This window comes from Vibrio sp. V12_P9A6T4 (assembly GCF_963874835.1).
GTDB classification, from domain to species: domain Bacteria; phylum Pseudomonadota; class Gammaproteobacteria; order Enterobacterales; family Vibrionaceae; genus Vibrio; species Vibrio anguillarum.
In genome coordinates this window covers 90,530-110,348 of sequence record NZ_CAWNJO010000082.1, presented here as the reverse complement: position 1 = coordinate 110,348, position 19,819 = coordinate 90,530, and the positions used below count along the sequence as shown (strand labels likewise).

Here is a 19,819-nt window from a genome sequence, read left to right as displayed (position 1 = left end):
AAGAGTTTCGGCTCTTTCACTTTCGTATTTTTAGATAAGGGAACTCCATGGCGAATACATTTTCACTCATCTTGGTGATCGTCACATTAGTGACTGGCATAGTTTGGGTGCTGGAGAAGTTGGTGTGGACGAAAAAACGTCAACAGAAGATGGCCGTTATTGAAGCGCAAACCAACGGCTTGGATGGCAAACTCAGCGCCAAAATTTTCGCGCAACCTTGGTGGATTGAAAACAGTGTTTCCATCTTCCCTGTGATTGCTTTTGTGCTGGTGCTACGCTCTTTTGTGTACGAACCTTTTCAGATCCCATCTGGCTCAATGATGCCAACGTTGCTGGTGGGCGACTTCATCTTAGTTGAGAAATACGCTTACGGTTTGAAAGACCCAGTATGGCGTACTCAACTGGTCGAAACTGGTAAACCAGAGCGTGGTGATGTCGTGGTCTTTAAATACCCGCCGCAACCAAGCATTGACTACATCAAGCGCGTGGTCGGCATGCCGGGCGACACAGTTCGTTATAGCAGCAACAAAGAGATTTGTATTCAAGCTCAAGGTTCAACAGAATGTAAACAGGTCAAACTGTCCAATGTTGAAGAGAGTGAGTTCAACCAAAATGGCATCCCTTTAATTCAAGTGAATGAAAAGTTAGGTCAGGTTGAACACCAGATTTTGATCAATCCATTGCGTCGTGATCGTGTTGATGCTTATCAACCACGCCATGGCGTTAATGAATGGGTTGTTCCTCAAGGTCAGTATTTTGTGATGGGTGATAACCGTGACAACAGTGCTGATAGCCGTTACTGGGGCTTTGTTCCAGAAGCAAACTTAGTCGGTAAAGCGGTCGGTATTTGGATAAGTTTTGAATTTGAACGTGGTGCCGATAGCGTTTTACCTTCGTGGATCCCAACTGGTGTGCGTTTTAACCGCATTGGTGGCATTAACTAGGCTAGCTTTGGCTAGCCATCACTACATCGAGAGAGCATGAATTCTCCAATTAGTAAATTAGAAACTAAACTCGGTTATTCATTTAATGATCCCGAGTTTATTTCCTTAGCACTGACACATCGCAGTGCAAATGGTAAGCACAATGAACGTCTTGAGTTTCTGGGCGATTCAATTTTAAGTTTTGTCATCGCTGATGAGCTGTACCACCGTTTCCCTAAAATTAACGAAGGGGATATGAGTCGTATGCGCGCTACGCTTGTGCGTGGTCACACATTGGCTGAACTGGGCAGAGAATTTTGCCTAGGAGATTACTTAAAATTAGGTCCAGGTGAGTTGAAAAGTGGTGGTTTCCGCCGTGATTCAATCCTTGCTGATGCCGTAGAAGCCATCATTGGTGCGATTTATTTAGACAGCGATACCGAAGTAGTACGACGTATTATTTTGAGCTGGTATCAAGAGCGCCTTGACGCCATTGAGCCGGGCGTATCGCAAAAAGACCCAAAAACTCGCCTACAAGAGTTTCTGCAAGGTAGAAGAAAGCAACTGCCTATCTACACAGTGACTAATATTAAAGGTGAAGCACACAACCAAGAATTTACGGTATCGTGTGATGTAGCAGGAATGGGAACGCCTGTAATTGGTAAAGGCACCAGTCGTCGTAAAGCTGAACAATCGGCGGCTGAAATTGCACTAGAGCAACTGACAAATGGCTGATAACGAATTTGATTTGGATGCGTACTTCGCATCAAACACCAACAGCAATGAAGCAACTCCGGAAAGTGGTGAGCAGCACTGTGGTTTTATCGCCATTGTGGGTCGCCCCAATGTCGGGAAATCAACCCTGCTGAATAACTTACTGGGACAAAAGATATCCATCACATCGCGCAAGCCTCAAACCACTCGTCACCGCATTATGGGTGTCGATACAGAGGGGCCGTACCAAGCGATTTACGTTGATACTCCGGGGTTACACATCGAAGAAAAGCGTGCGATTAACCGCTTGATGAACCGTGCGGCAAGTAGTTCACTCAGTGATGTTAACTTAGTGCTGTTCTTAGTCGATGGCACTCAGTGGACCGCCGATGATGAAATGGTGCTCAACAAGTTACGCAATGCTAATTTCCCTGTAGTGTTGTGTGTCAATAAAGTCGATAACGTGAAAGATCGTAACGATGTAATGATGCACATGCTAGAGCTATCGAAGAAAATGGAATTTGTTGATGTCGTGCCGATTGCGGCAAAACATGGCAAAAATGTCGATGTATTGCGCAAACATGTGCGTGAGCATTTACCTCAAGCCACGCATCACTTCCCTGAAGAGTATGTGACCGATCGCTCACAGCGTTTCATGGCTTCCGAGATTGTGCGTGAAAAACTGATGCGCTTTACTGGTGAAGAGCTGCCGTATTCAGTAACCGTTGAAATTGAACGTTTTGACTATAACCCTGAAACTGATGGTTTTCATATTAACGCGTTGATCCTCGTTGAACGCAGCGGCCAGAAAAAAATGGTGATCGGCAAAGGTGGTGAAAAAATCAAAACCATCGGCCGTGAAGCGCGTTTAGATATGGAAGAGTTGTTTGGTCGCAAGGTTTACCTAGAAACTTGGGTGAAAGTGAAATCCGGGTGGGCAGATGATGAACGTGCCCTTCGTAGCCTTGGTTATATTGACGATCTATAACCTCTATTCGAGGTGGGCGAGAACATCGCTCACCTTTGAGTGCTGATATGTCAGACGGTTTACAGCGCTGTTTTGTCCTTCATCGACGTCCTTATAGCGAGTCGAGCCTAATCCTTGATGTGTTTAGCGAGGAGTATGGCCGCGTTACCTTAATGTCCAAAGGCGCACGCAGTAAACGATCGAACTTAAAAGGTGCACTGCAACCTTTTACCCCCTTATTGCTTAAATGGTCAGGCAATGGTTCAATGAAAACCTTGCGCCAAGCAGAACCGATTAGCCTTGGCTTACCGCTCAGTGGTATTCATCTCTATTCTGCCATGTACGTCAATGAGCTGATTGGCCGCGTGCTTGCGCAAGAAGTGCCTTGCCCGGGTCTGTTCCATGATTATCTGCATGCACTCACCGAGTTGGCTCAGTGTGAAAATCCAGAACCAGCACTGCGCCGTTTTGAACTCGCGTTGCTAGCTTCAATGGGTTATGGCGTTGATTTTTTGCATTGCGCCGGAACGGGAGAAGCTATCGATCCTCGCATGACTTATCGCTATCGCGAGCAAAAAGGTTTTATCGCTTCTGTTAGGCGCGATAACCTCACGTTTATGGGTGATGAGTTGATTGCCATTAGTGAGCGGCGCTTTGTCAGTAAAGAGCAGCTTCAAGCGGCAAAACGCTTTACACGCATAGCGTTAAAGCCGTATCTTGGCGGCAAACCTTTAAAAAGCAGGGAGCTTTTCCTGCCCATGTCTAGTTTTTCCAGAGTACGGAGTATAGGAAAATGAGCGCAATTTACTTAGGCGTTAATATCGATCACATCGCCACGTTACGAAATGCCCGCGGTACTAAATACCCAGATCCCGTGCATGCTGCTGAAATGGCAGAGCGTGCCGGAGCCGATGGCATTACCATTCACCTACGTGAAGACCGACGCCATATCAAGGATCGCGATGTGCGTATTTTGCGCGAGACGTTGCAAACTCGAATGAACCTCGAGATGGCCGTTACCGATGAAATGATTGATATTGCTCTGCAAACCCAACCTGAATTTGTGTGTTTAGTGCCTGAAAAGCGTGAAGAACTAACGACGGAAGGTGGGCTGGACGTATTAGGACAGCTTGACAAAGTGAAAGCGGCAACCGAAAAACTGACCGCTGCAGGCATCAAAGTCTCTCTGTTTATTGATGCTGATCGTGAGCAGATTAACGCAGCTAAAACTTGCGGTGCACCGTTTATTGAATTGCATACTGGTCATTACGCCGATGCAACAACCGAAGCGGATCAGCAAGATGAGTTAAAGAAAATTGCGGCGGCAGCGAGCTATGCAAGTGATTTGGGCATTACGGTGAACGCTGGTCACGGTTTGACTTACCACAACGTAGCTGCCATTGCTGCACTGCCTGAGATTTACGAACTCAACATTGGTCACTCGATTATCGGGCGTGCTGTATTTGATGGTTTGGAAAAATCGGTCGCCGACATGAAAGCCATCATGCAAGCGGCTCGCAAATAAGGTCTACCGATGGCGATTATCGGCTTAGGGACTGATATTGCGGAAATTGAACGCATAGAAAAAGCATTGTCACGCAGTGGCGATGCTTTTGCCGAGCGGGTGCTAACCCAAGATGAATTGGCGGTGTTCCATTCGCTCAAGAAAAAAGGGCGCTATTTAGCGAAACGTTTTGCCGCTAAAGAAGCGGCATCTAAAGCGCTTGGTACGGGTATTGCGCATGGCGTTAGCTTTCAGGATTTTACCGTCACCAACGACGCCAACGGAAAACCCGTGCTAACACTATCAGGTAAGGCTAAGCAGTTGGCTGCCACAGCCAGTGTGAATCACATTCACCTAACCATTTCTGATGAGCGTCATTATGCGGTGGCGACGGTGATTTTAGAGTCTTAATCTGTCAATCTTCTCTGCTTGCTGACAAGCAAATACTGCTGAGCGGCAAGCCCCTTTTTTCATTCGGTTAAATTGTCTCTTCGGTTAAATTGCTCATTCGCTTAAATACGGTTTAGCGGTAGCGATCACTTTGTCCATCTCATCTTGTAACTCAAATAATTCCGGTTCGACATCGCTGATGGATTTGCCGGAGCGCAATGCCTGTTCGAGCGCCGCGCACACTTTTTTCAAGCGGGGTACGCCACTGTATGAGCAACTGCCGTGCAGTTTATGAATATGGTGCAGTAGATCTTGAGTAGAGTATTCATCATCTTCCAACGCCATACTGACGACTTGGTTCAAATGCGGAATCGAATCAACTAGCATCTGTAGCAGCTCTTTGGCCAAATCTTCCTTATTGGCTGATTGTTTGAGTGCATTTTGCCAGTCAATGATAATGGTGTGATTAGGCTGCTCAGATTCCTGTGACGGCGACGGTATAACTTGTTCTGTGAGTTGTAATTTCTCCAACTGTTTACGGTTGGCGTAGGGGTTCCAATGTGCTAACACTTGCTGCAAGATGTGCTCTTCAATTGGCTTAGTGAGGTAATCATCCATTCCTTCTTTCAGCAGACGATCGCGCTCTCCGATCATTGCATGAGCCGTTACCGCAATCACGGGCGTTTGGTGATTGAGTACCGTTTTCTTAATTTCCTGGCAAGCGGTGACCCCATCCATCTGTGGCATTTGGATGTCCATCAAAATCATATCAAATGTCTGTCGGCTTGCTTGTTCGACCGCTTCTTGGCCATTCGTACAAGCGATGACGGTTTCAACACGTTCTTGCAGCAGGGCCATGATCAGTTTGAGGTTGGCAGGGTTATCATCCACCGCCATTACTTTCAGGGGCAGTGTATCGAGTGTGATCGGTAGATCTTGAATGGCAGGCTGTACCGGTTGGTGTGCGATTAACAGTTGCAGCAATTTTTTACGCGACAGTGGCTTGGTAATGCACTGCACTGGATGATGCTGCATTAAATAATCGGATAGTGCGAGCTCGGTACTTGGTGTACCGATAATCACGTTGTCGGCAAGCTGAATAGCCTTTGTGACCCACTGCTCAACCAAATTTAAATCAGTCTCTCTACTTGGGGCTAAATTGAGTAATACATAATCGAAGCGATCCGTCTCTTCTGGTATCACCGCTCGATATGTGACGCTCAACCCTGCCTGCACCAACATTTGCTGGATGATTGAGGCGGCTTGCATATTGGGTTCAACGAGCAACAGCTGTTTATTGCTCAAAATATGTGGATCAAGCCAGTCGCTCATCGGCATTTCAGTGGTATTAAGACGCAGCGTAAACCAGAAGGTGGAACCTTGGTGAAGGCGGCTGGTGAGGCTAATTTCGCCGCCCATGTGGCTGACCAATTTCTGAGTAATAACCAAACCAAGTCCAGTGCCGCCGTAGCGACGAGAAATACTGGCATCGGCTTGGCTAAAGGCTTGGAACAGCTGTGCTTGTTGGCGCTCTGAAATACCAATGCCGGTGTCGCGCACCATAAATTGCAGCTCAACCACATTGTCGCGTTGTGAGCGCAATTCAACACTGATGTCGATGTTGCCACGTTCGGTGAACTTAATCGAGTTACCGACAAGGTTGGTCAACACTTGTTGGATACGAAGTGGGTCACCTACCAAGCCTGCTGGGATTTTTTGATCCACTTTAAGAGTGATTTCCAATCCTTTTTCATGAGCACTGGTCGCTTGGAGGTTAACCACCTCTTCCAAACTCTCTTGAAACTCGAACGGAATATTTTCCAGTGCTAACTTACCGGCTTCTAGCTTGGAGAAATCCAAAATGTCATTGATGATGTTCAATAAGTTATTAGCCGATTTTTCAATGGTTTGTAAGTAATCTGCTTGGCTATTCGTCAACTGGGTTTTGAGCATTTGGCGGGTGAAGCCAATGACACCGTTAAGTGGCGTGCGCAACTCATGGGACATGTTAGCAAGAAATTCTGATTTTATGCGCGCGGCTTCTTGGGCGCGTTTTTTGGCAATGTCCAATTCAACGTTTTGGATTTCCAACTGCTCTAAGGTTTCTCGCAAATCCGAGGTGGCTTGGTCGATACTGTGCTGCATTTCGACGTGATATTCCGATAGCGATACCGCCATCGCGTTGATCCCTTTTTTGAGCGAATCTAACTCACCGTGCATTTTGCCTTCGATCCGCACATCAAGGTGGCCGCGACGAATTCTATCCACCATGTTTTTCATGTGTGAGATAGGGCGAGTCACATCGTGCAGGAGTCGGAATGCGAACATCCCTGATAAACCGAGCCCAAGCGCAAGCACTAAAAAGGCGGAAAAGACCTCTTGATACTGTTGTAAACGCAATGAAGAGAGATCCAACTCTATCGCGATATAGCCGAGCGCAGGCGTTGATGTATTGGCATTTATGCCTTCGGTTAGACGGTTTTCAGCCAAAATTGGCGTGCGCAGTATTAAAGTGTTCTCGGTGAGATTTGAGCTGCTTAAAATCGGAATGGGCTTATCTTTTGGATAAGTTAAGCTTTCAAAGTTAGGGTGAAAATTCGAGGTGACAAACAGTTCGTGGTTGGCGTCAAACACCGCAATACTGCGGACAAATTTAGAGTTCTTCCGATGCGCGTAGCTGATAATGCGGCGTACCGACTCACGGCTTTGGTTTTTTAAGGCGTCTTCACTAGCAATGGCCAAGGGCTCGATGATGCTTGCCCCCGCATTGATCACCTGTTTTTCCAGATCATGGTAGCGATTGAATGAGAAAAAAGCACTGAGCAACAAGCCGATAATTAAGGTTGGAGCTAAGGTTAAAGTAATAACGCGCGCGCGTAAGCCATATCTGGTCATTATTGTCTAAACATCGTGGTGTGGATATGGGAAAATAGACCGCAATTTGATGAGCAAGCCTGTACGAAAATCGTTTAATTGACGGCTAGCTTAATCAAGTCGAGTAAGTTCGACAATCATCCCCGCACTAAATAGTGACGCTAGGGCAAAAAACATCGATTTAATTTTACTTAGGCACAGAGCATGGCACGTTTTTTCCAACCGAAAAAGAAAGCGCAATTAGAAACAAAACATCAAACGGTATTGATTGAACGTCTTGATCATCAAGGTTCTGGTATCGCTTATCAACACAATAAACTGCTTTTTGTTGATGGCGCGCTGCCCGGTGAGCAAGTGCTGATGCAGCTAACTGAAAGCAAAAGTAAATACTCTCGCGGTCAGTTGATTAAAGTCTTAACGGCCAGTGAACAACGCGTGACGCCATTTTGTCGCCATTACGGTCAATGTGGTGGTTGCGATCTGCAGCATTTAGATCACAGTGCGCAAGTGGCGCACAAAGAGCAAACACTCTCGCAATTGATGAGTAAATTCGCCGGACAAACGTTGGCATTGAGCCCCGTAATAAGTTGCGCCGATAAAGGCTATCGCCGTCGCGCCCGCATCAGCGTGTTGTGGGACAAAAAGCAGCAACAGCTGCAATTTGGTTTTCGCAAAAAGCAGAGCAAGCAAATCGTTAACGTGACGGACTGCCCAGTGCTAGAACCACAACTCAACACGCTACTTACACCTATCCAAGCGCTGTTAACGCAATTTAAATCTCAGCAAGCGATTGGCCATGTTGAATTGGTGCTGGGTGATCAAGGCGCGGTGATGGTGTTACGCCATCTTCAGCCGCTGCCAAGTGAAGATCACGCGGCGCTGCTGGCGTTTGCTCAGCAGCATCATCTCACTTTGTATGTGATGCCAGAAAGCGATCAGCTCGAACGTCTTCACGGAGAGATGGCAAGCTACTGTGAAACCGGATCAGTTATCGAATTTTTGCCCTCCAACTTTATTCAAGTCAATCGCCAAATAAACCAAAAAATGGTGGCTCAAGCATTGGAATGGTTAGCCTTGACTGAGGATGACCGAGTGTTGGACCTATTTTGTGGCGTAGGGAACTTTAGTTTGCCGATGGCCCAATACGCTCAATCGGTAGTGGGCATTGAAGGTGTGGATGAGATGGTTGAGCAAGCGACACAAAACGCGCAGCGCAATCAAATCGACAATATCACGTTCTACCAAGCAAATTTGGAACAAGATATGTCAACGCAAGCGTGGGCAAAGCAAAAATTTGCTAAAGTACTACTCGACCCAGCGCGAGCCGGGGCGGCAGGCATTGTCGACCAATTGGCTAAGCTCGGCGCTCAGCGCGTGGTGTACGTTTCTTGTAACCCGGCAACACTGGCAAGAGACAGTCAAAGTTTACTCAGCCAAGGTTATAAGTTGGTAAAACTTGGCATGTTGGATATGTTTCCACACACCAGTCATTTAGAATCGATGGCGCTATTTGTAAAAAGTCGGTAGACAGAGAACTAACTCAGTCGAAGTTAGTCGAATACCACAAACTATAAAACTAGGACGAATCAGATGGTTGCGGTACGAAGCGCACACTTGAATCCAGACGAACAGTTTGAGCTAGATAAATGGATTGCGAGTTTACATCAAGATAAAAGCACAGCTTCTAAACTGACGGACGTATATCGTCAGTGTGAAACGTTATTAGAAAGTCATGCCAAAGGACCGCTACTGCTGTGGCGCGGCCGTGAAATGATCGAAATCCTGATTACCTTATCGATGGATCGCGCCACTTTAGTCGCGGCTCAGCTCTTTCCTATCGTCAGTAGTGGGCTTTTTGACCGTGAAGTATTAGAAGAGACCTATGGTAAAGGCATAGTGAAGCTGATTGATGGTGTCGAAGAGATGGCGGCACTTGGTCAGTTAAACGTCACCTTGCAAGGCAGTGAAGCTTCAGAGCAGGTGGATAACGTTCGCCGCATGCTGCTTGCGATGGTAGATGATTTTCGTTGCGTGGTGATCAAATTAGCGGAGCGCATTTGTAATTTACGTGAAGTAAAAGATGAACCTGACGAAATTCGCCGTGTAGCGGCTAAAGAGTGCGCCAATATCTATGCCCCTTTAGCAAACCGCTTGGGCATTGGTCAGCTCAAATGGGAAATTGAAGATTACGCATTTCGCTACCAGCAGTCCGATACCTACAAACAAATTGCTAAGCAGCTTTCCGAGCGCCGCATCGTGCGCGAACAATATATTCACGATTTTGTCGAAGATCTGCGCGCCGAGATGAAGCTTTCTCATATCAATGCCGAAGTGAGTGGCCGTCCGAAACACATCTATAGCATCTGGCGCAAAATGCAGAAGAAAGGGTTGGCTTTCGATGAACTGTTTGATGTGCGTGCAGTTCGCATTATTGCTGATCAATTGCAAGACTGTTACGCCGCCTTGGGCGTCGTTCATACCAAATACAAACACCTGCCTAGCGAATTTGATGATTACGTTGCTAATCCGAAACCGAATGGCTATCAATCCATTCATACGGTGATTTTAGGACCAGAAGGCAAAACCATCGAAATTCAAATTCGTACTAAGCAGATGCATGAAGAATCTGAACTTGGGGTTGCTGCGCACTGGAAATATAAAGAGGGCGCAACGGTTGCCCGCAGCGGTTACGATGAGAAAATTACTTGGTTGCGCAAGCTTCTTGATTGGCAAGAAGAGATGTCTGATTCGGGTGAGATGATCGACGAGCTGCGTAGCCAGGTGTTTGATGATCGCGTTTACGCCTTTACACCTCGTGGTGATGTGGTTGATTTACCCATGGGAGCCACGCCGCTCGATTTTGCCTACCATATTCACTCTGAAGTGGGGCATCGCTGCATCGGTGCCAAAGTCGCGGGTCGTATTGTTCCATTTACTCATAAATTATCTATGGGTGATCAAGTCGAAATCATCACCCAGAAAGAGCCGAATCCGTCGCGTGATTGGCTAAATCCAGCAACGGGGTTTGTTCATTCAGGCCGTGCGCGCGCCAAGATTAACGCTTGGTTCCGTAAACAAGGCCGCGAGAAAAACCTTGAAGCCGGACGAGAGATCCTCGAGTCAGAATTAGCCAAAATCGGTGCTACGCTAAAAGATGCCGATAAATACGCGCTCAAACGTTTTAACGTCAATACGCCTGACGAGCTGTACGTCGGCATTGGCAGTGGTGATTTGCGAATCAACCAAATCGTCAATCACATCAATGCTTTGGTGAATAAGCCGACCGCTGAGCAAGAAGATCAACAAGCACTGCAAAAATTGCAAGATGCGCAAACTCGTCCAGCTCAGCCACATCGAGCGCACAAAGATGCCGTTGTAGTGGAAGGGGTAGATAACCTCATGACACACCTAGCGCGCTGTTGCCAACCTATCCCGGGTGATGAGATCAAAGGTTACATTACTCAAGGGCGTGGTATTTCAGTCCATCGCAGTGACTGTGAACAGCTAGAAGAGCTGAGCCATCACGCACCTGAACGCATCATTGATACCGTTTGGGGGCGTGGGTTTGTTGGAACCTATATTTTGACTTTGCGCGTTGAAGCGATGGAGCGAGGTGGGTTACTCAAAGACATCACCACCCTGCTTGCGAATGAGAAAGTGAAAGTCATCAGCATGAAAAGTCGTAGCGACTACAAAAGACAGTTGATCATCATGGATTTTGATCTTGAAGTGAGCAACATCGAAGCGTTGTCACGAGTATCAATGCGAGTAGAGCAGATCAAAGATGTCATGTTGGTGAAACGCCTAGGCTAAATTTCATATCACAGTAACACTCTTATTGGCGTGAATCGCAATTAAATCGCGACGCAAGCGCCTTGGGTTTTCAAAGGCGAGTGGCAATGACTGCTCGCTTTTTTATTTTAAATATTGATGTAAGGAGCGGATAAATGAGCCACCCAATCGAACAACTGGAACAGATCATGGCACAGTTGCGTGACCCAAAAACAGGTTGTCCTTGGGATATCAAGCAAACTTTTGACACGGTTGTTCCTTACACAATCGAAGAGACCTATGAAGTGATGGAAGCGATCCACAACCAAGATTGGCCTAATCTCAAAGAAGAATTAGGTGACTTGCTATTTCAAGTTATTTTTTATAGTCAAATGGCGAAAGAGCAAGGGTTGTTTGATTTCTCGCAAGTTGTTGAAACGGTGAATGAAAAACTTACGCGCCGCCATCCTCATGTTTTTTCGGGTGCCAAGTTTGAGGATGAAGCGCAAATCAACGCCAATTGGGAAGCTGAAAAAGCCAAAGAAAAGGTACAAGCAGGAAAAAAAGATCAAAGTATTCTAGACTCAATACCACACGCTTTTCCGTCTCTTTTACGTGCTACAAAGATTCAAAAAAAGTGTGCCCAATATGGCTTTGATTGGGATTCTATCGGCCCAGTGGTTGATAAAGTCCAAGAAGAGATCGAAGAAGTCATGGAAGAGGCGTTGCAAATCAACCCTGATCCGGTTCGAGTAGAGGATGAAATGGGCGATCTATTATTTGCCACCGTTAACTTTGCTCGACACTTAAAAATTGATCCAGAAGTGGCGTTAAATAAAGCAAATCGAAAGTTTTCACGTCGATTTAAAGGTATTGAAATGCTGGTGGCACGTCAGCACAAAACCTTGACCGATTTTTCTCTCGAAGAATTGGATGCGATGTGGAATGAAGTGAAGCGCTTGGAGTCGAAGTAATACCCTGTGTTGGCAATCCACAATAAAACCCACCCATTGAGACAAATTTGACTCATTTGAGTGGTGTGATAAGCCATATCAAGCGGTGCTCTTTGATTTGAAGCAAAAAATAAAAAATGACAGTGTGATAGATTTCACGTTGTAGCGAATAAGGGCTTCTGGTATATTTTTATCCCGTCCAGAAGAAATCCATTTCCCTCATTCAACCAATTTCAGGTTAAACATGACGACAAATTACATTTTTGTTACTGGCGGGGTTGTATCCTCTCTAGGTAAAGGTATTGCGGCAGCATCTCTTGCGGCGATTTTAGAAGCTCGTGGTCTTAAAGTGACTATGATGAAGCTTGACCCTTACATCAACGTTGACCCAGGCACAATGAGCCCAACTCAACATGGTGAAGTGTTTGTCACGGAAGATGGCGCTGAAACTGACCTTGACCTTGGTCACTACGAACGTTTTATTCGTACCAAAATGACCAAGCGCAATAACTTTACTGCTGGTCGTGTTTATGCCGATGTATTGCGTAAAGAGCGCCGTGGTGACTACCTAGGTGCAACGATTCAGGTTATTCCACACATCACCAATGCGATTAAAGATCGCGTTATCGCAGGCTCTGAAGGCCACGATGTCGCTATCGTTGAAGTGGGTGGAACCGTTGGTGATATCGAGTCATTGCCATTTATGGAAGCGATTCGTCAGCTTGCGATTGAAGTGGGCCGTGAACACGCGATGTTTATGCACCTGACTTTAGTTCCTTACCTTGCCGCTGCTGGTGAAGTGAAAACCAAACCGACTCAACATTCAGTTAAAGAGCTGCTTTCTATCGGCATTCAGCCTGATATTTTGGTTTGTCGTAGCGATCGCGTTATCCCAGCGAACGAACGTAAGAAAATTGCTTTGTTCTGTAACGTGCCTGAAAAAGCCGTTATCTCGATGAAAGATGTTGATTCTATCTACAAGATCCCTCAACTGATCAAAGCTCAAGGTTTGGATGATATCGTTTGTAACCGTTTTGGTATTAAAGCACCGGAAGCGGATCTTTCTGAATGGGAACAAGTGATTTACGAAGAGGCTAATCCAACCGCTGAAGTGGTGATCGGGATGGTCGGTAAATACATTGAATTGCCTGATGCTTACAAATCGGTTAACGAAGCACTGAAACACGCAGGTTTGAAAAACCGTTTGAGCGTGAAAATCAAATACATCGATTCTCAAGACGTTGAAACCAAAGGTGCGGAAGTGCTGACTGGTTTGGACGCAATCCTAGTACCTGGCGGTTTTGGTGATCGCGGTATCGAAGGCAAAATTCTTGCTGCGCAATATGCCCGCGAAAACAAAGTTCCTTACCTAGGGATTTGTCTAGGTATGCAAGTGGCGCTGATCGAATACGCGCGTAACGTTGCGGGTATGAAAGGTGCGCATTCAACAGAATTTAACAAAGAGACTCAATACCCTGTGGTAGGCTTGATCACCGAATGGGTAGATGACGAAGGTAACGTAGAAGAGCGTACTGAAAAGTCTGATCTTGGTGGTACTATGCGCCTTGGTTCGCAGCTATGCCACTTAGAGAAAGGTACCAAAGCGTATGAGCTTTACGGTAGTGCAACCATTCATGAACGTCATCGTCACCGTTATGAAGTTAATAATAAACTTCGTCCGCAGATCGAAAAAGCTGGCTTGAAAGTATCAGGTCTGTCTGCTGATAAGAAGCTAGTTGAAGTGATTGAGAACCCTGCTCACCCATGGTTTGTAGCAGCTCAGTTCCACCCAGAATTCACGTCAACCCCTCGTGATGGTCACCCACTATTTGCAGGCTTTATTAAAGCGGCAGGTGAGTTCCAACGCGGTGAATCAGAGAAGTAACAAGGATACGGGCAGTTGCAATTGTTGTGCTGCTGCCCTTTATAGTTTTGACATTTAAATTCAACGAGAGGAAACATTAATGTCTAAGATCGTTAAAGTTCTAGGTCGCGAAATCATCGACTCACGTGGTAACCCAACAGTAGAAGCTGAAGTTCACCTAGAAGGCGGTTTCGTAGGTATGGCAGCTGCGCCATCTGGTGCATCTACTGGTTCTCGCGAAGCTCTTGAGCTACGTGACGGTGACAAATCACGTTTCCTAGGTAAAGGTGTTCTTAAAGCGATTGCAGCTGTAAACGGCCCAATTGCTGATGCTCTAGTTGGTAAAGATGCTAAAGATCAAGCAGCTATCGACCAAGTGATGATCGACCTTGATGGTACTGAAAACAAATCTAACTTCGGTGCGAACGCAATCCTAGCGGTTTCTCTAGCGAACGCAAAAGCGGCTGCGGCTGCGAAAGGCATGCCTCTATACGAGCACATTGCTGAGCTAAACGGTACTGCTGGCCAATTCTCTATGCCTCTACCAATGATGAACATCATCAACGGTGGTGAGCACGCAGATAACAACGTAGACATCCAAGAGTTTATGATCCAACCTGTTGGCGCAAAAACTCTTAAAGAAGCAGTACGTATGGGTGCAGAAGTATTCCATAACCTAGCTAAAGTTCTGAAGTCTAAAGGCTACAACACTGCTGTTGGTGACGAAGGTGGTTTCGCTCCTAACCTAAAATCTAACGCTGAAGCGCTAGAAGTTATCGCAGAAGCGGTTGCAGCGGCTGGCTACGTGCTAGGCAAAGACATCACTCTAGCGATGGACTGTGCAGCATCTGAATTCTTCGACAAAGACGCTGGCATCTACAACATGAAAGGTGAAGGCAAAACGTTCACTTCAGAAGAGTTCAACCACTACCTAGCGGGCCTTGTTGAGCAATTCCCAATCGTTTCTATCGAAGACGGTTTGGACGAGTCTGATTGGACTGGTTTCAAACACCAAACTGAACTTCTAGGCGACAAAATTCAGCTAGTGGGTGACGATCTATTCGTTACTAACACTAAGATCCTTAAAGAAGGTATTGAGAAAGGTATCGTTAACTCAATCCTTATCAAGTTCAACCAAATCGGTTCTCTAACTGAGACTCTAGCTGCAATTAAGATGGCTAAAGACGCAGGTTACACAGCGGTAATCTCTCACCGTTCTGGCGAAACTGAAGATGCAACTATCGCTGATCTAGCAGTAGGTACAGCTGCAGGTCAAATCAAAACGGGTTCTATGAGCCGTTCTGACCGTGTTGCTAAGTACAACCAACTAATCCGTATTGAAGAAGCGCTAGCTGGTCGTGCTCCTTTCAACGGTCTTAAAGAAGTGAAAGGCCAAGCTTAATCCCACGGGGTACAGCTTAGCATCATTACTTTAAAGAACGCCCTGCAATGCAGGGCGTTTTGTTTTTTCTGCTATCGCAACTCGCATTTTGAATTGCTAGTTGAGAAGAGAAAGATTTACACCGCGCTAATCGCTGCGATCCGTCGTTTATCCAGCTCTTCTTTGATCGCTTTCCCTTGAAAACCATCATGGATCACCTGTTGTACATCGACACTCAGTGCCGCTTGATAGGCTTTGAGAAAAATATCGCGTTGCGGATAAGGAGTCTCTTCGCAATCTAATCGACCCGCATGATCGGCCTGACAACAAAGTAAAACGTCCAGCAAGCGCTCAGGCTTGCGCCATGCATCGAGTTTATCGAGTATTTTGAGTTTGGTGCTGGGTTTTAATTCTGCCGCTCGATGAATATTGGAGTGCTGCTCGCAGACGAGTAGTGCCAACTCTTTACACTCATTTGGAATACGCACCCGCTCGCACAAGGCTTTAATGATGTTAATTCCTGTGTGACAGTGCATTTTATGGCTGGGCCATTCGCTTTTAGGTGTGACTCCTTTACCTAAGTCATGCACTTGCGCTGCAAAACGAACCGCTATCGATGAAGAGAGCTTCGCCGCTTGCGCTGCAACCATTAAGGTGTGTACTCCGGTATCAATTTCAGGATGCCATTTTTCCGGTTGAGGAACACCAAACAGGCGATCCAGTTCGGGTAATACCACTTTAAGTGCACCGCATTCATATAAAACAGAAAGAAATATTTCTGGATGCTGAGTGGCCAGTGATTTCTGCCACTCTTGCCATACGCGCTCGGCGGTTAAGTGTTGCAACTCACCTGATTGCGTTATTTGTTTCATCAGTGCCATGGTTTCATCGGCAATGGTAAAATCTAAATGTGCGAATTTGGCCGCAAAACGAGCCACGCGAAGGACGCGTAGTGGATCTTCGATAAAGGCATCAGAAACATGGCGCAGTAGGCGATTGTGCAGATCGCGCTGGCCGCCATAGGGGTCAATAAGCTTACCAGCGTTATCTTGTGCGATGGCGTTAATGGTCAGATCGCGGCGGGCGAGATCCTCTTCCAAAGTCACATCAGGTGCGTAGTAGCAGGCAAAGCCTGTGTAGCCCGCGCCAGTTTTGCGCTCAGTGCGAGCAAGGGCATACTCTTGTTTCGTTTTCGGGTGAAGAAATACGGGAAAATCTTTTCCTACAGGAGTAAAACCAGTGGCCAGCATTTGCTCTGGGCTGCTGCCTACTACAACCCAATCTTTGTCATAGATATCAATATGGAGCAACTGATCGCGTACCGCGCCCCCAACTAAGTATACTTGCACCGGATTACCTTAAATATGCTGAAACGCCATTGGCGATTGATGTTAGTAATGGTACTTTTCATCACAGTGAAATGATAGAGACGAGAGAATGTATAAGGAATTTTTTGGATTTACCGAGCCGCCATTTTCAATTGTACCGAGCTCTCGTTACCTATTTTTGAGCCATCGTCATCGTGAAGCGATGCAACATTTACAAGCAGGGCTGGGTGATGGTGGTGGTTTTGCGCTATTAACTGGCGAAGTGGGGACTGGCAAAACAACCATCGCAAGAGCGATGCTTGCGGCACTCGATGATAGTACTCAGGCGGGGTTTATTTTAAATCCAACTTTTTCGAATATCGAGTTGCTTGAAGCGATTTGTGATGAGTTTGCGCTGTCTTACCCACCTTCAGGGAGTTTAAAAGCGCTTAGCCAAGTAATTTATCATTATTTACTGCATAACCACGCGCAAGGGAAACAGACGCTATTAGTGATAGATGAAGCGCAGCATCTGGCCGCCGATGTACTGGAACAGTTGCGACTACTGACTAACCTTGAAACAGAGAGCCGTAAGTTACTTAAGGTTTTACTGATTGGTCAGCCTGAGTTACAACAAAAATTGCAATTACCTCAATTACGCCAACTTGCGCAACGTATTACCGGTCGTTATCACTTGCTGCCTCTCAATGTTCAAGAGACAGAGCAGTACATCCACTTTCGTTTAGCGTTAGCCGGCGGTCACAAGGATTGGTTTGATCAGAAAAGTATCAAATGGATAGCGGAACAGACCCACGGTATTCCGCGTTTAATTAACTTAGTATGCGATGCGAGTTTCAAGTTAGCCTATCAGCAGGGCGTGAAAGTGCTCTCATTTGAATTAGTGCGTACCGCGGGTCAAGAGGTCATGAATTTTCAGTCTTCGGTCTATCAGTCGCCTCATGCTCGCCTCGTACCGTCTTCAATATCGTATCGCTCTCCTCTCATTGCGGGCTTAGTGTTAGCTGTGTTCATTGCGTGGTTTAGCCCGCCATGGATTGATCGCATGATGCGCTTTGCGTTGCCTTCCCCTGAATTACCTAAACCGATCACTCAAGTGGTGATCAGTGCTCAATTGGAACAAGATCTAGAACGCTCGAAGGCATTGGAAGCGGCCATTAGCGATCTTTATAAAGTGTGGGGTTACAGTGCATCTTTGGCCGATAGTTTTTGTGATGCTCAAGCACAAGGACGCTTTCAATGTCAGCGTATGCAGGGTGATTTCAACCAATTAAAGCAGTTAAATTTGCCAGTGGTCCTTACTTTAGCTGCGGAGCAAACACAAGCTTATGCGGTGTTGTACCAGATCAATGCTGAGCAGGTGCAATTGTTAATGGCAGGAAAGCATGTGCAAATTAACCAAAGTCAGCTCAATGATGTATGGACAGGAGAATATCACTACATTTGGCAGCACGATTTACTTCGAACGTTGAAACAGGGCATGCAAGGAGATGATGTTGAACTGCTTGACCAAAAATTGTCTCAGTTACTTGGAGAGCAAGCCACAGGGCATCAACAATTTGATGGTGAGGTAAAGCGCAAAGTAGCTTTTTTCCAACGCTGGCAAAAAATGGACAGCGATGGTATTGCTGGGGCTCGCACTATAAGTCGGCTTGAGCTATTGACTCAACACAACGCACCTCGTCTTCTCATTACTAAGGAGCAAGGATAATGTCGCAAGTGCTTAAAGCATTAGAGCAATCAGAGCTGAGCCACCAGAGCAAAAGCTTGCCGCACTCTTCTCATGTGGCAGTGTTTAATCAATCCTTGCCATCTTCATGGTGCTCGAAATCATCGCTTACCGTGTTGTTTGCTCCATCGTTACTCTGCTGCGGTTATCTTATTTATCATTCATACCAAGCTCGAATCGATGAGCTAGAACAATTGAAGCGCAATGCGCCACAAGTTGTGCAACAAGAGGGGGCTTACCAAGTTCTGGAATCCCCTGACTTTGGTGAGTTACAAACCAATACACCACGAGTGAAAACACTTACCGAGACAAGCTCTACGCCGCCATTTACTCCTTTACATGGTACTCAGTTGACGACTCGTGAGCCGCGAGATAAAAACGCAGATCAAGAGTTTGGCCTTAATGATCTCGACTTAAGTCAATTATCCCCGGAATTGGTACAACGAGTTGAGTTGGCGATTCAAGGCAAAGATCAAGTCGTACTGGTAGGAGACACATCAAAAGGTCATCTTCTGCTCACAGAACATCTTGATACCTTTTCAGGACGTATCCCAGCGCTGAATTTCCAGACTCACGTTTATTCAAGTCGCACAGATAAACGATGGGTAAAAATTAATGGCGTAGAGCGAAAGGTAGGTGATGATGTGGTGAATGGCGTGCAATTAGTCGAGATCAATCCGCAATCGACCTTGATACGTTTCGATGGTGAATTGATTGAAATCCCAGCTCTTTATGATTGGAAAGGATAAAAAAACGGTCACCTTTCTCTGGTGACCGTTTTTCAAGTGATAGATCCAGTCTGTTAGGGAGATTATGCCCAACCAGAAGGGTGTTTCTTACGGCGTGGGATAATGTGTGGCAAAATTAGTCCAAGTAACAGACCAATACCCGCTACGCCGCCCCCATAAGTAAAGTATTTAAGCAGTAGATCCTCTTTCTGAGTATCCAGCTTAGCGCGCAGTTCGCGAATTTCAGTTTGTGAATCAGTGAGCTGCTTACTGATATCACTGTAGTTTTGTTCTAACTCTGAAATTTGTTGATTGCGAGCCTCTAATGAATTGGCCAATCCGGCTTTTTCACTGTCTGCATTTTGCTTTGCATTGGCCAATTTACTTTTCACTTCGGCCAGCTCACTCTCCAATTTAGGCAAACGCATCGCCATGCTTTCTTGGCGAGTGACAAAACGGCTTTCAACCCAACCCGTGCGGCCTTTCTCATCGGCAATCTGGCTATAACCAGTATCGTTATTAACATCAAGCAGCTTTACTTTGTCTCCTGCATCGATGCTACCGAGAATGCGAAATTGGTTACTTGGACCTGAATGAATATAAGTAAAGAGTTTGTCCGCAATATAGCGGTCTTGCGCAAACGTTGGCGCAGCCAACATGGTCAGTAAAACCATGCAGATCAGTTTTTTCACGATA

At 46.2% G+C, this 19,819-nt stretch carries 16 protein-coding genes; 13 read left to right on the top strand and 3 right to left on the bottom strand.

Translation table 11 applies throughout. The features are described from left to right. Positions 1-47: 47 nt before the first annotated feature. The 6 genes from lepB to acpS are packed head-to-tail and all read left to right on the top strand — an operon-like array spanning position 48 to position 4,519. Positions 48-944: a signal peptidase I gene (gene lepB / locus AACQ42_RS13670; RefSeq protein WP_094165133.1), complete on the top strand. Its 897-nt coding sequence runs from the start codon at positions 48-50 to the stop codon at positions 942-944. A 36-nt stretch (positions 945-980) separates the two neighbouring features. Continuing rightward, complete coding sequence (gene rnc / locus AACQ42_RS13665) at positions 981-1,658, top strand: ribonuclease III (RefSeq protein ID WP_010319803.1); 678 nt, start codon at positions 981-983, stop codon at positions 1,656-1,658. Beyond that, the gene (gene era, locus AACQ42_RS13660; protein ID WP_010319802.1) at positions 1,651-2,625 is read left to right on the top strand and encodes a GTPase Era; all 975 of its coding nucleotides are present in this window, start codon (positions 1,651-1,653) and stop codon (positions 2,623-2,625) included. The genes rnc and era overlap by 8 nt, the downstream gene beginning before the upstream one ends. Before the next feature lie 47 nt (positions 2,626-2,672). Next, on the top strand, positions 2,673-3,401 hold the full coding sequence (gene recO, locus AACQ42_RS13655; RefSeq protein ID WP_026027280.1) for a DNA repair protein RecO: 729 nt from the start codon (positions 2,673-2,675) through the stop codon (positions 3,399-3,401). After that, on the top strand, positions 3,398-4,129 hold the full coding sequence (gene pdxJ, locus AACQ42_RS13650; protein ID WP_013856034.1) for a pyridoxine 5'-phosphate synthase: 732 nt from the start codon (positions 3,398-3,400) through the stop codon (positions 4,127-4,129). Before recO ends, pdxJ begins: the two co-directional genes overlap by 4 nt. Positions 4,130-4,138: 9 nt before the next feature. Next, on the top strand, positions 4,139-4,519 hold the full coding sequence (gene acpS, locus AACQ42_RS13645) for a holo-ACP synthase (protein WP_064625892.1): 381 nt from the start codon (positions 4,139-4,141) through the stop codon (positions 4,517-4,519). A gap of 93 nt (positions 4,520-4,612) precedes the next feature. On the opposite strand, the gene barA is transcribed toward acpS, so the two are convergent. Then, positions 4,613-7,393 carry a two-component sensor histidine kinase BarA gene (gene barA / locus AACQ42_RS13640; protein WP_094165131.1) on the bottom strand — a complete coding sequence of 927 codons (2,781 nt, stop codon included), beginning with the start codon at positions 7,391-7,393 and terminating at the stop codon, positions 4,613-4,615. Positions 7,394-7,576: 183 nt separating this feature from the next. Between barA and rlmD the strand changes: the two genes are divergently transcribed. The 5 genes from rlmD (at position 7,577) to eno (ending at position 15,362) form a co-directional block, all read left to right on the top strand. Next, a complete protein-coding gene (rlmD, locus tag AACQ42_RS13635; protein WP_094165129.1) occupies positions 7,577-8,899 on the top strand; it encodes a 23S rRNA (uracil(1939)-C(5))-methyltransferase RlmD in 1,323 nt (440 codons plus the stop codon). A 63-nt stretch (positions 8,900-8,962) separates the two neighbouring features. Beyond that, entirely contained in the window at positions 8,963-11,185 is a 2,223-nt protein-coding gene (gene relA / locus AACQ42_RS13630; RefSeq protein WP_094165127.1) for a GTP diphosphokinase, read from the top strand. A gap of 134 nt (positions 11,186-11,319) precedes the next feature. Next, positions 11,320-12,117, top strand: a complete 798-nt coding sequence (gene mazG / locus AACQ42_RS13625) for a nucleoside triphosphate pyrophosphohydrolase (protein WP_094165125.1) — start codon at positions 11,320-11,322, stop codon at positions 12,115-12,117. A gap of 223 nt (positions 12,118-12,340) precedes the next feature. Then, on the top strand, positions 12,341-13,981 hold the full coding sequence (locus tag AACQ42_RS13620; protein WP_013856040.1) for a CTP synthase: 1,641 nt from the start codon (positions 12,341-12,343) through the stop codon (positions 13,979-13,981). A 79-nt stretch (positions 13,982-14,060) separates the two neighbouring features. Next, on the top strand, positions 14,061-15,362 hold the full coding sequence (gene eno / locus AACQ42_RS13615; RefSeq protein ID WP_013856041.1) for a phosphopyruvate hydratase: 1,302 nt from the start codon (positions 14,061-14,063) through the stop codon (positions 15,360-15,362). A gap of 116 nt (positions 15,363-15,478) precedes the next feature. Here the strand turns inward: eno and AACQ42_RS13610 are convergent, their stop codons facing one another. Continuing rightward, positions 15,479-16,690 (bottom strand): multifunctional CCA addition/repair protein, encoded by a 1,212-nt coding sequence (locus AACQ42_RS13610; protein WP_094165123.1) that lies wholly within the window; start codon positions 16,688-16,690, stop codon positions 15,479-15,481. A gap of 88 nt (positions 16,691-16,778) precedes the next feature. Here AACQ42_RS13610 and AACQ42_RS13605 point away from each other — a divergent pair, with 88 nt between their 5' ends. Further along, positions 16,779-18,377 (top strand): ExeA family protein, encoded by a 1,599-nt coding sequence (locus AACQ42_RS13605; RefSeq protein WP_094165121.1) that lies wholly within the window; start codon positions 16,779-16,781, stop codon positions 18,375-18,377. Beyond that, complete coding sequence (locus AACQ42_RS13600; protein WP_088721291.1) at positions 18,377-19,144, top strand: general secretion pathway protein GspB; 768 nt, start codon at positions 18,377-18,379, stop codon at positions 19,142-19,144. The genes AACQ42_RS13605 and AACQ42_RS13600 overlap by 1 nt, the downstream gene beginning before the upstream one ends. Before the next feature lie 62 nt (positions 19,145-19,206). On the opposite strand, the gene AACQ42_RS13595 is transcribed toward AACQ42_RS13600, so the two are convergent. Then, a complete protein-coding gene (locus AACQ42_RS13595) occupies positions 19,207-19,815 on the bottom strand; it encodes a TIGR04211 family SH3 domain-containing protein (RefSeq protein ID WP_026029138.1) in 609 nt (202 codons plus the stop codon). Between the last annotated feature and the right edge of the window lie 4 nt (positions 19,816-19,819).

Coding starts and splice junctions, on each gene's coding strand:
- barA (WP_094165131.1), bottom strand. CDS start 7,393: ATGACCAGATATGGCTTACGCGCGCGCGTTATTACTTTAACCTTAGCT.
- AACQ42_RS13605 (WP_094165121.1), top strand. CDS start 16,779: ATGTATAAGGAATTTTTTGGATTTACCGAGCCGCCATTTTCAATTGTA.
- rnc (WP_010319803.1), top strand. CDS start 981: ATGAATTCTCCAATTAGTAAATTAGAAACTAAACTCGGTTATTCATTT.
- lepB (WP_094165133.1), top strand. CDS start 48: ATGGCGAATACATTTTCACTCATCTTGGTGATCGTCACATTAGTGACT.
- mazG (WP_094165125.1), top strand. CDS start 11,320: ATGAGCCACCCAATCGAACAACTGGAACAGATCATGGCACAGTTGCGT.
- eno (WP_013856041.1), top strand. CDS start 14,061: ATGTCTAAGATCGTTAAAGTTCTAGGTCGCGAAATCATCGACTCACGT.
- AACQ42_RS13600 (WP_088721291.1), top strand. CDS start 18,377: ATGTCGCAAGTGCTTAAAGCATTAGAGCAATCAGAGCTGAGCCACCAG.
- rlmD (WP_094165129.1), top strand. CDS start 7,577: ATGGCACGTTTTTTCCAACCGAAAAAGAAAGCGCAATTAGAAACAAAA.
- acpS (WP_064625892.1), top strand. CDS start 4,139: ATGGCGATTATCGGCTTAGGGACTGATATTGCGGAAATTGAACGCATA.
- era (WP_010319802.1), top strand. CDS start 1,651: ATGGCTGATAACGAATTTGATTTGGATGCGTACTTCGCATCAAACACC.
- recO (WP_026027280.1), top strand. CDS start 2,673: ATGTCAGACGGTTTACAGCGCTGTTTTGTCCTTCATCGACGTCCTTAT.
- pdxJ (WP_013856034.1), top strand. CDS start 3,398: ATGAGCGCAATTTACTTAGGCGTTAATATCGATCACATCGCCACGTTA.
- AACQ42_RS13620 (WP_013856040.1), top strand. CDS start 12,341: ATGACGACAAATTACATTTTTGTTACTGGCGGGGTTGTATCCTCTCTA.
- relA (WP_094165127.1), top strand. CDS start 8,963: ATGGTTGCGGTACGAAGCGCACACTTGAATCCAGACGAACAGTTTGAG.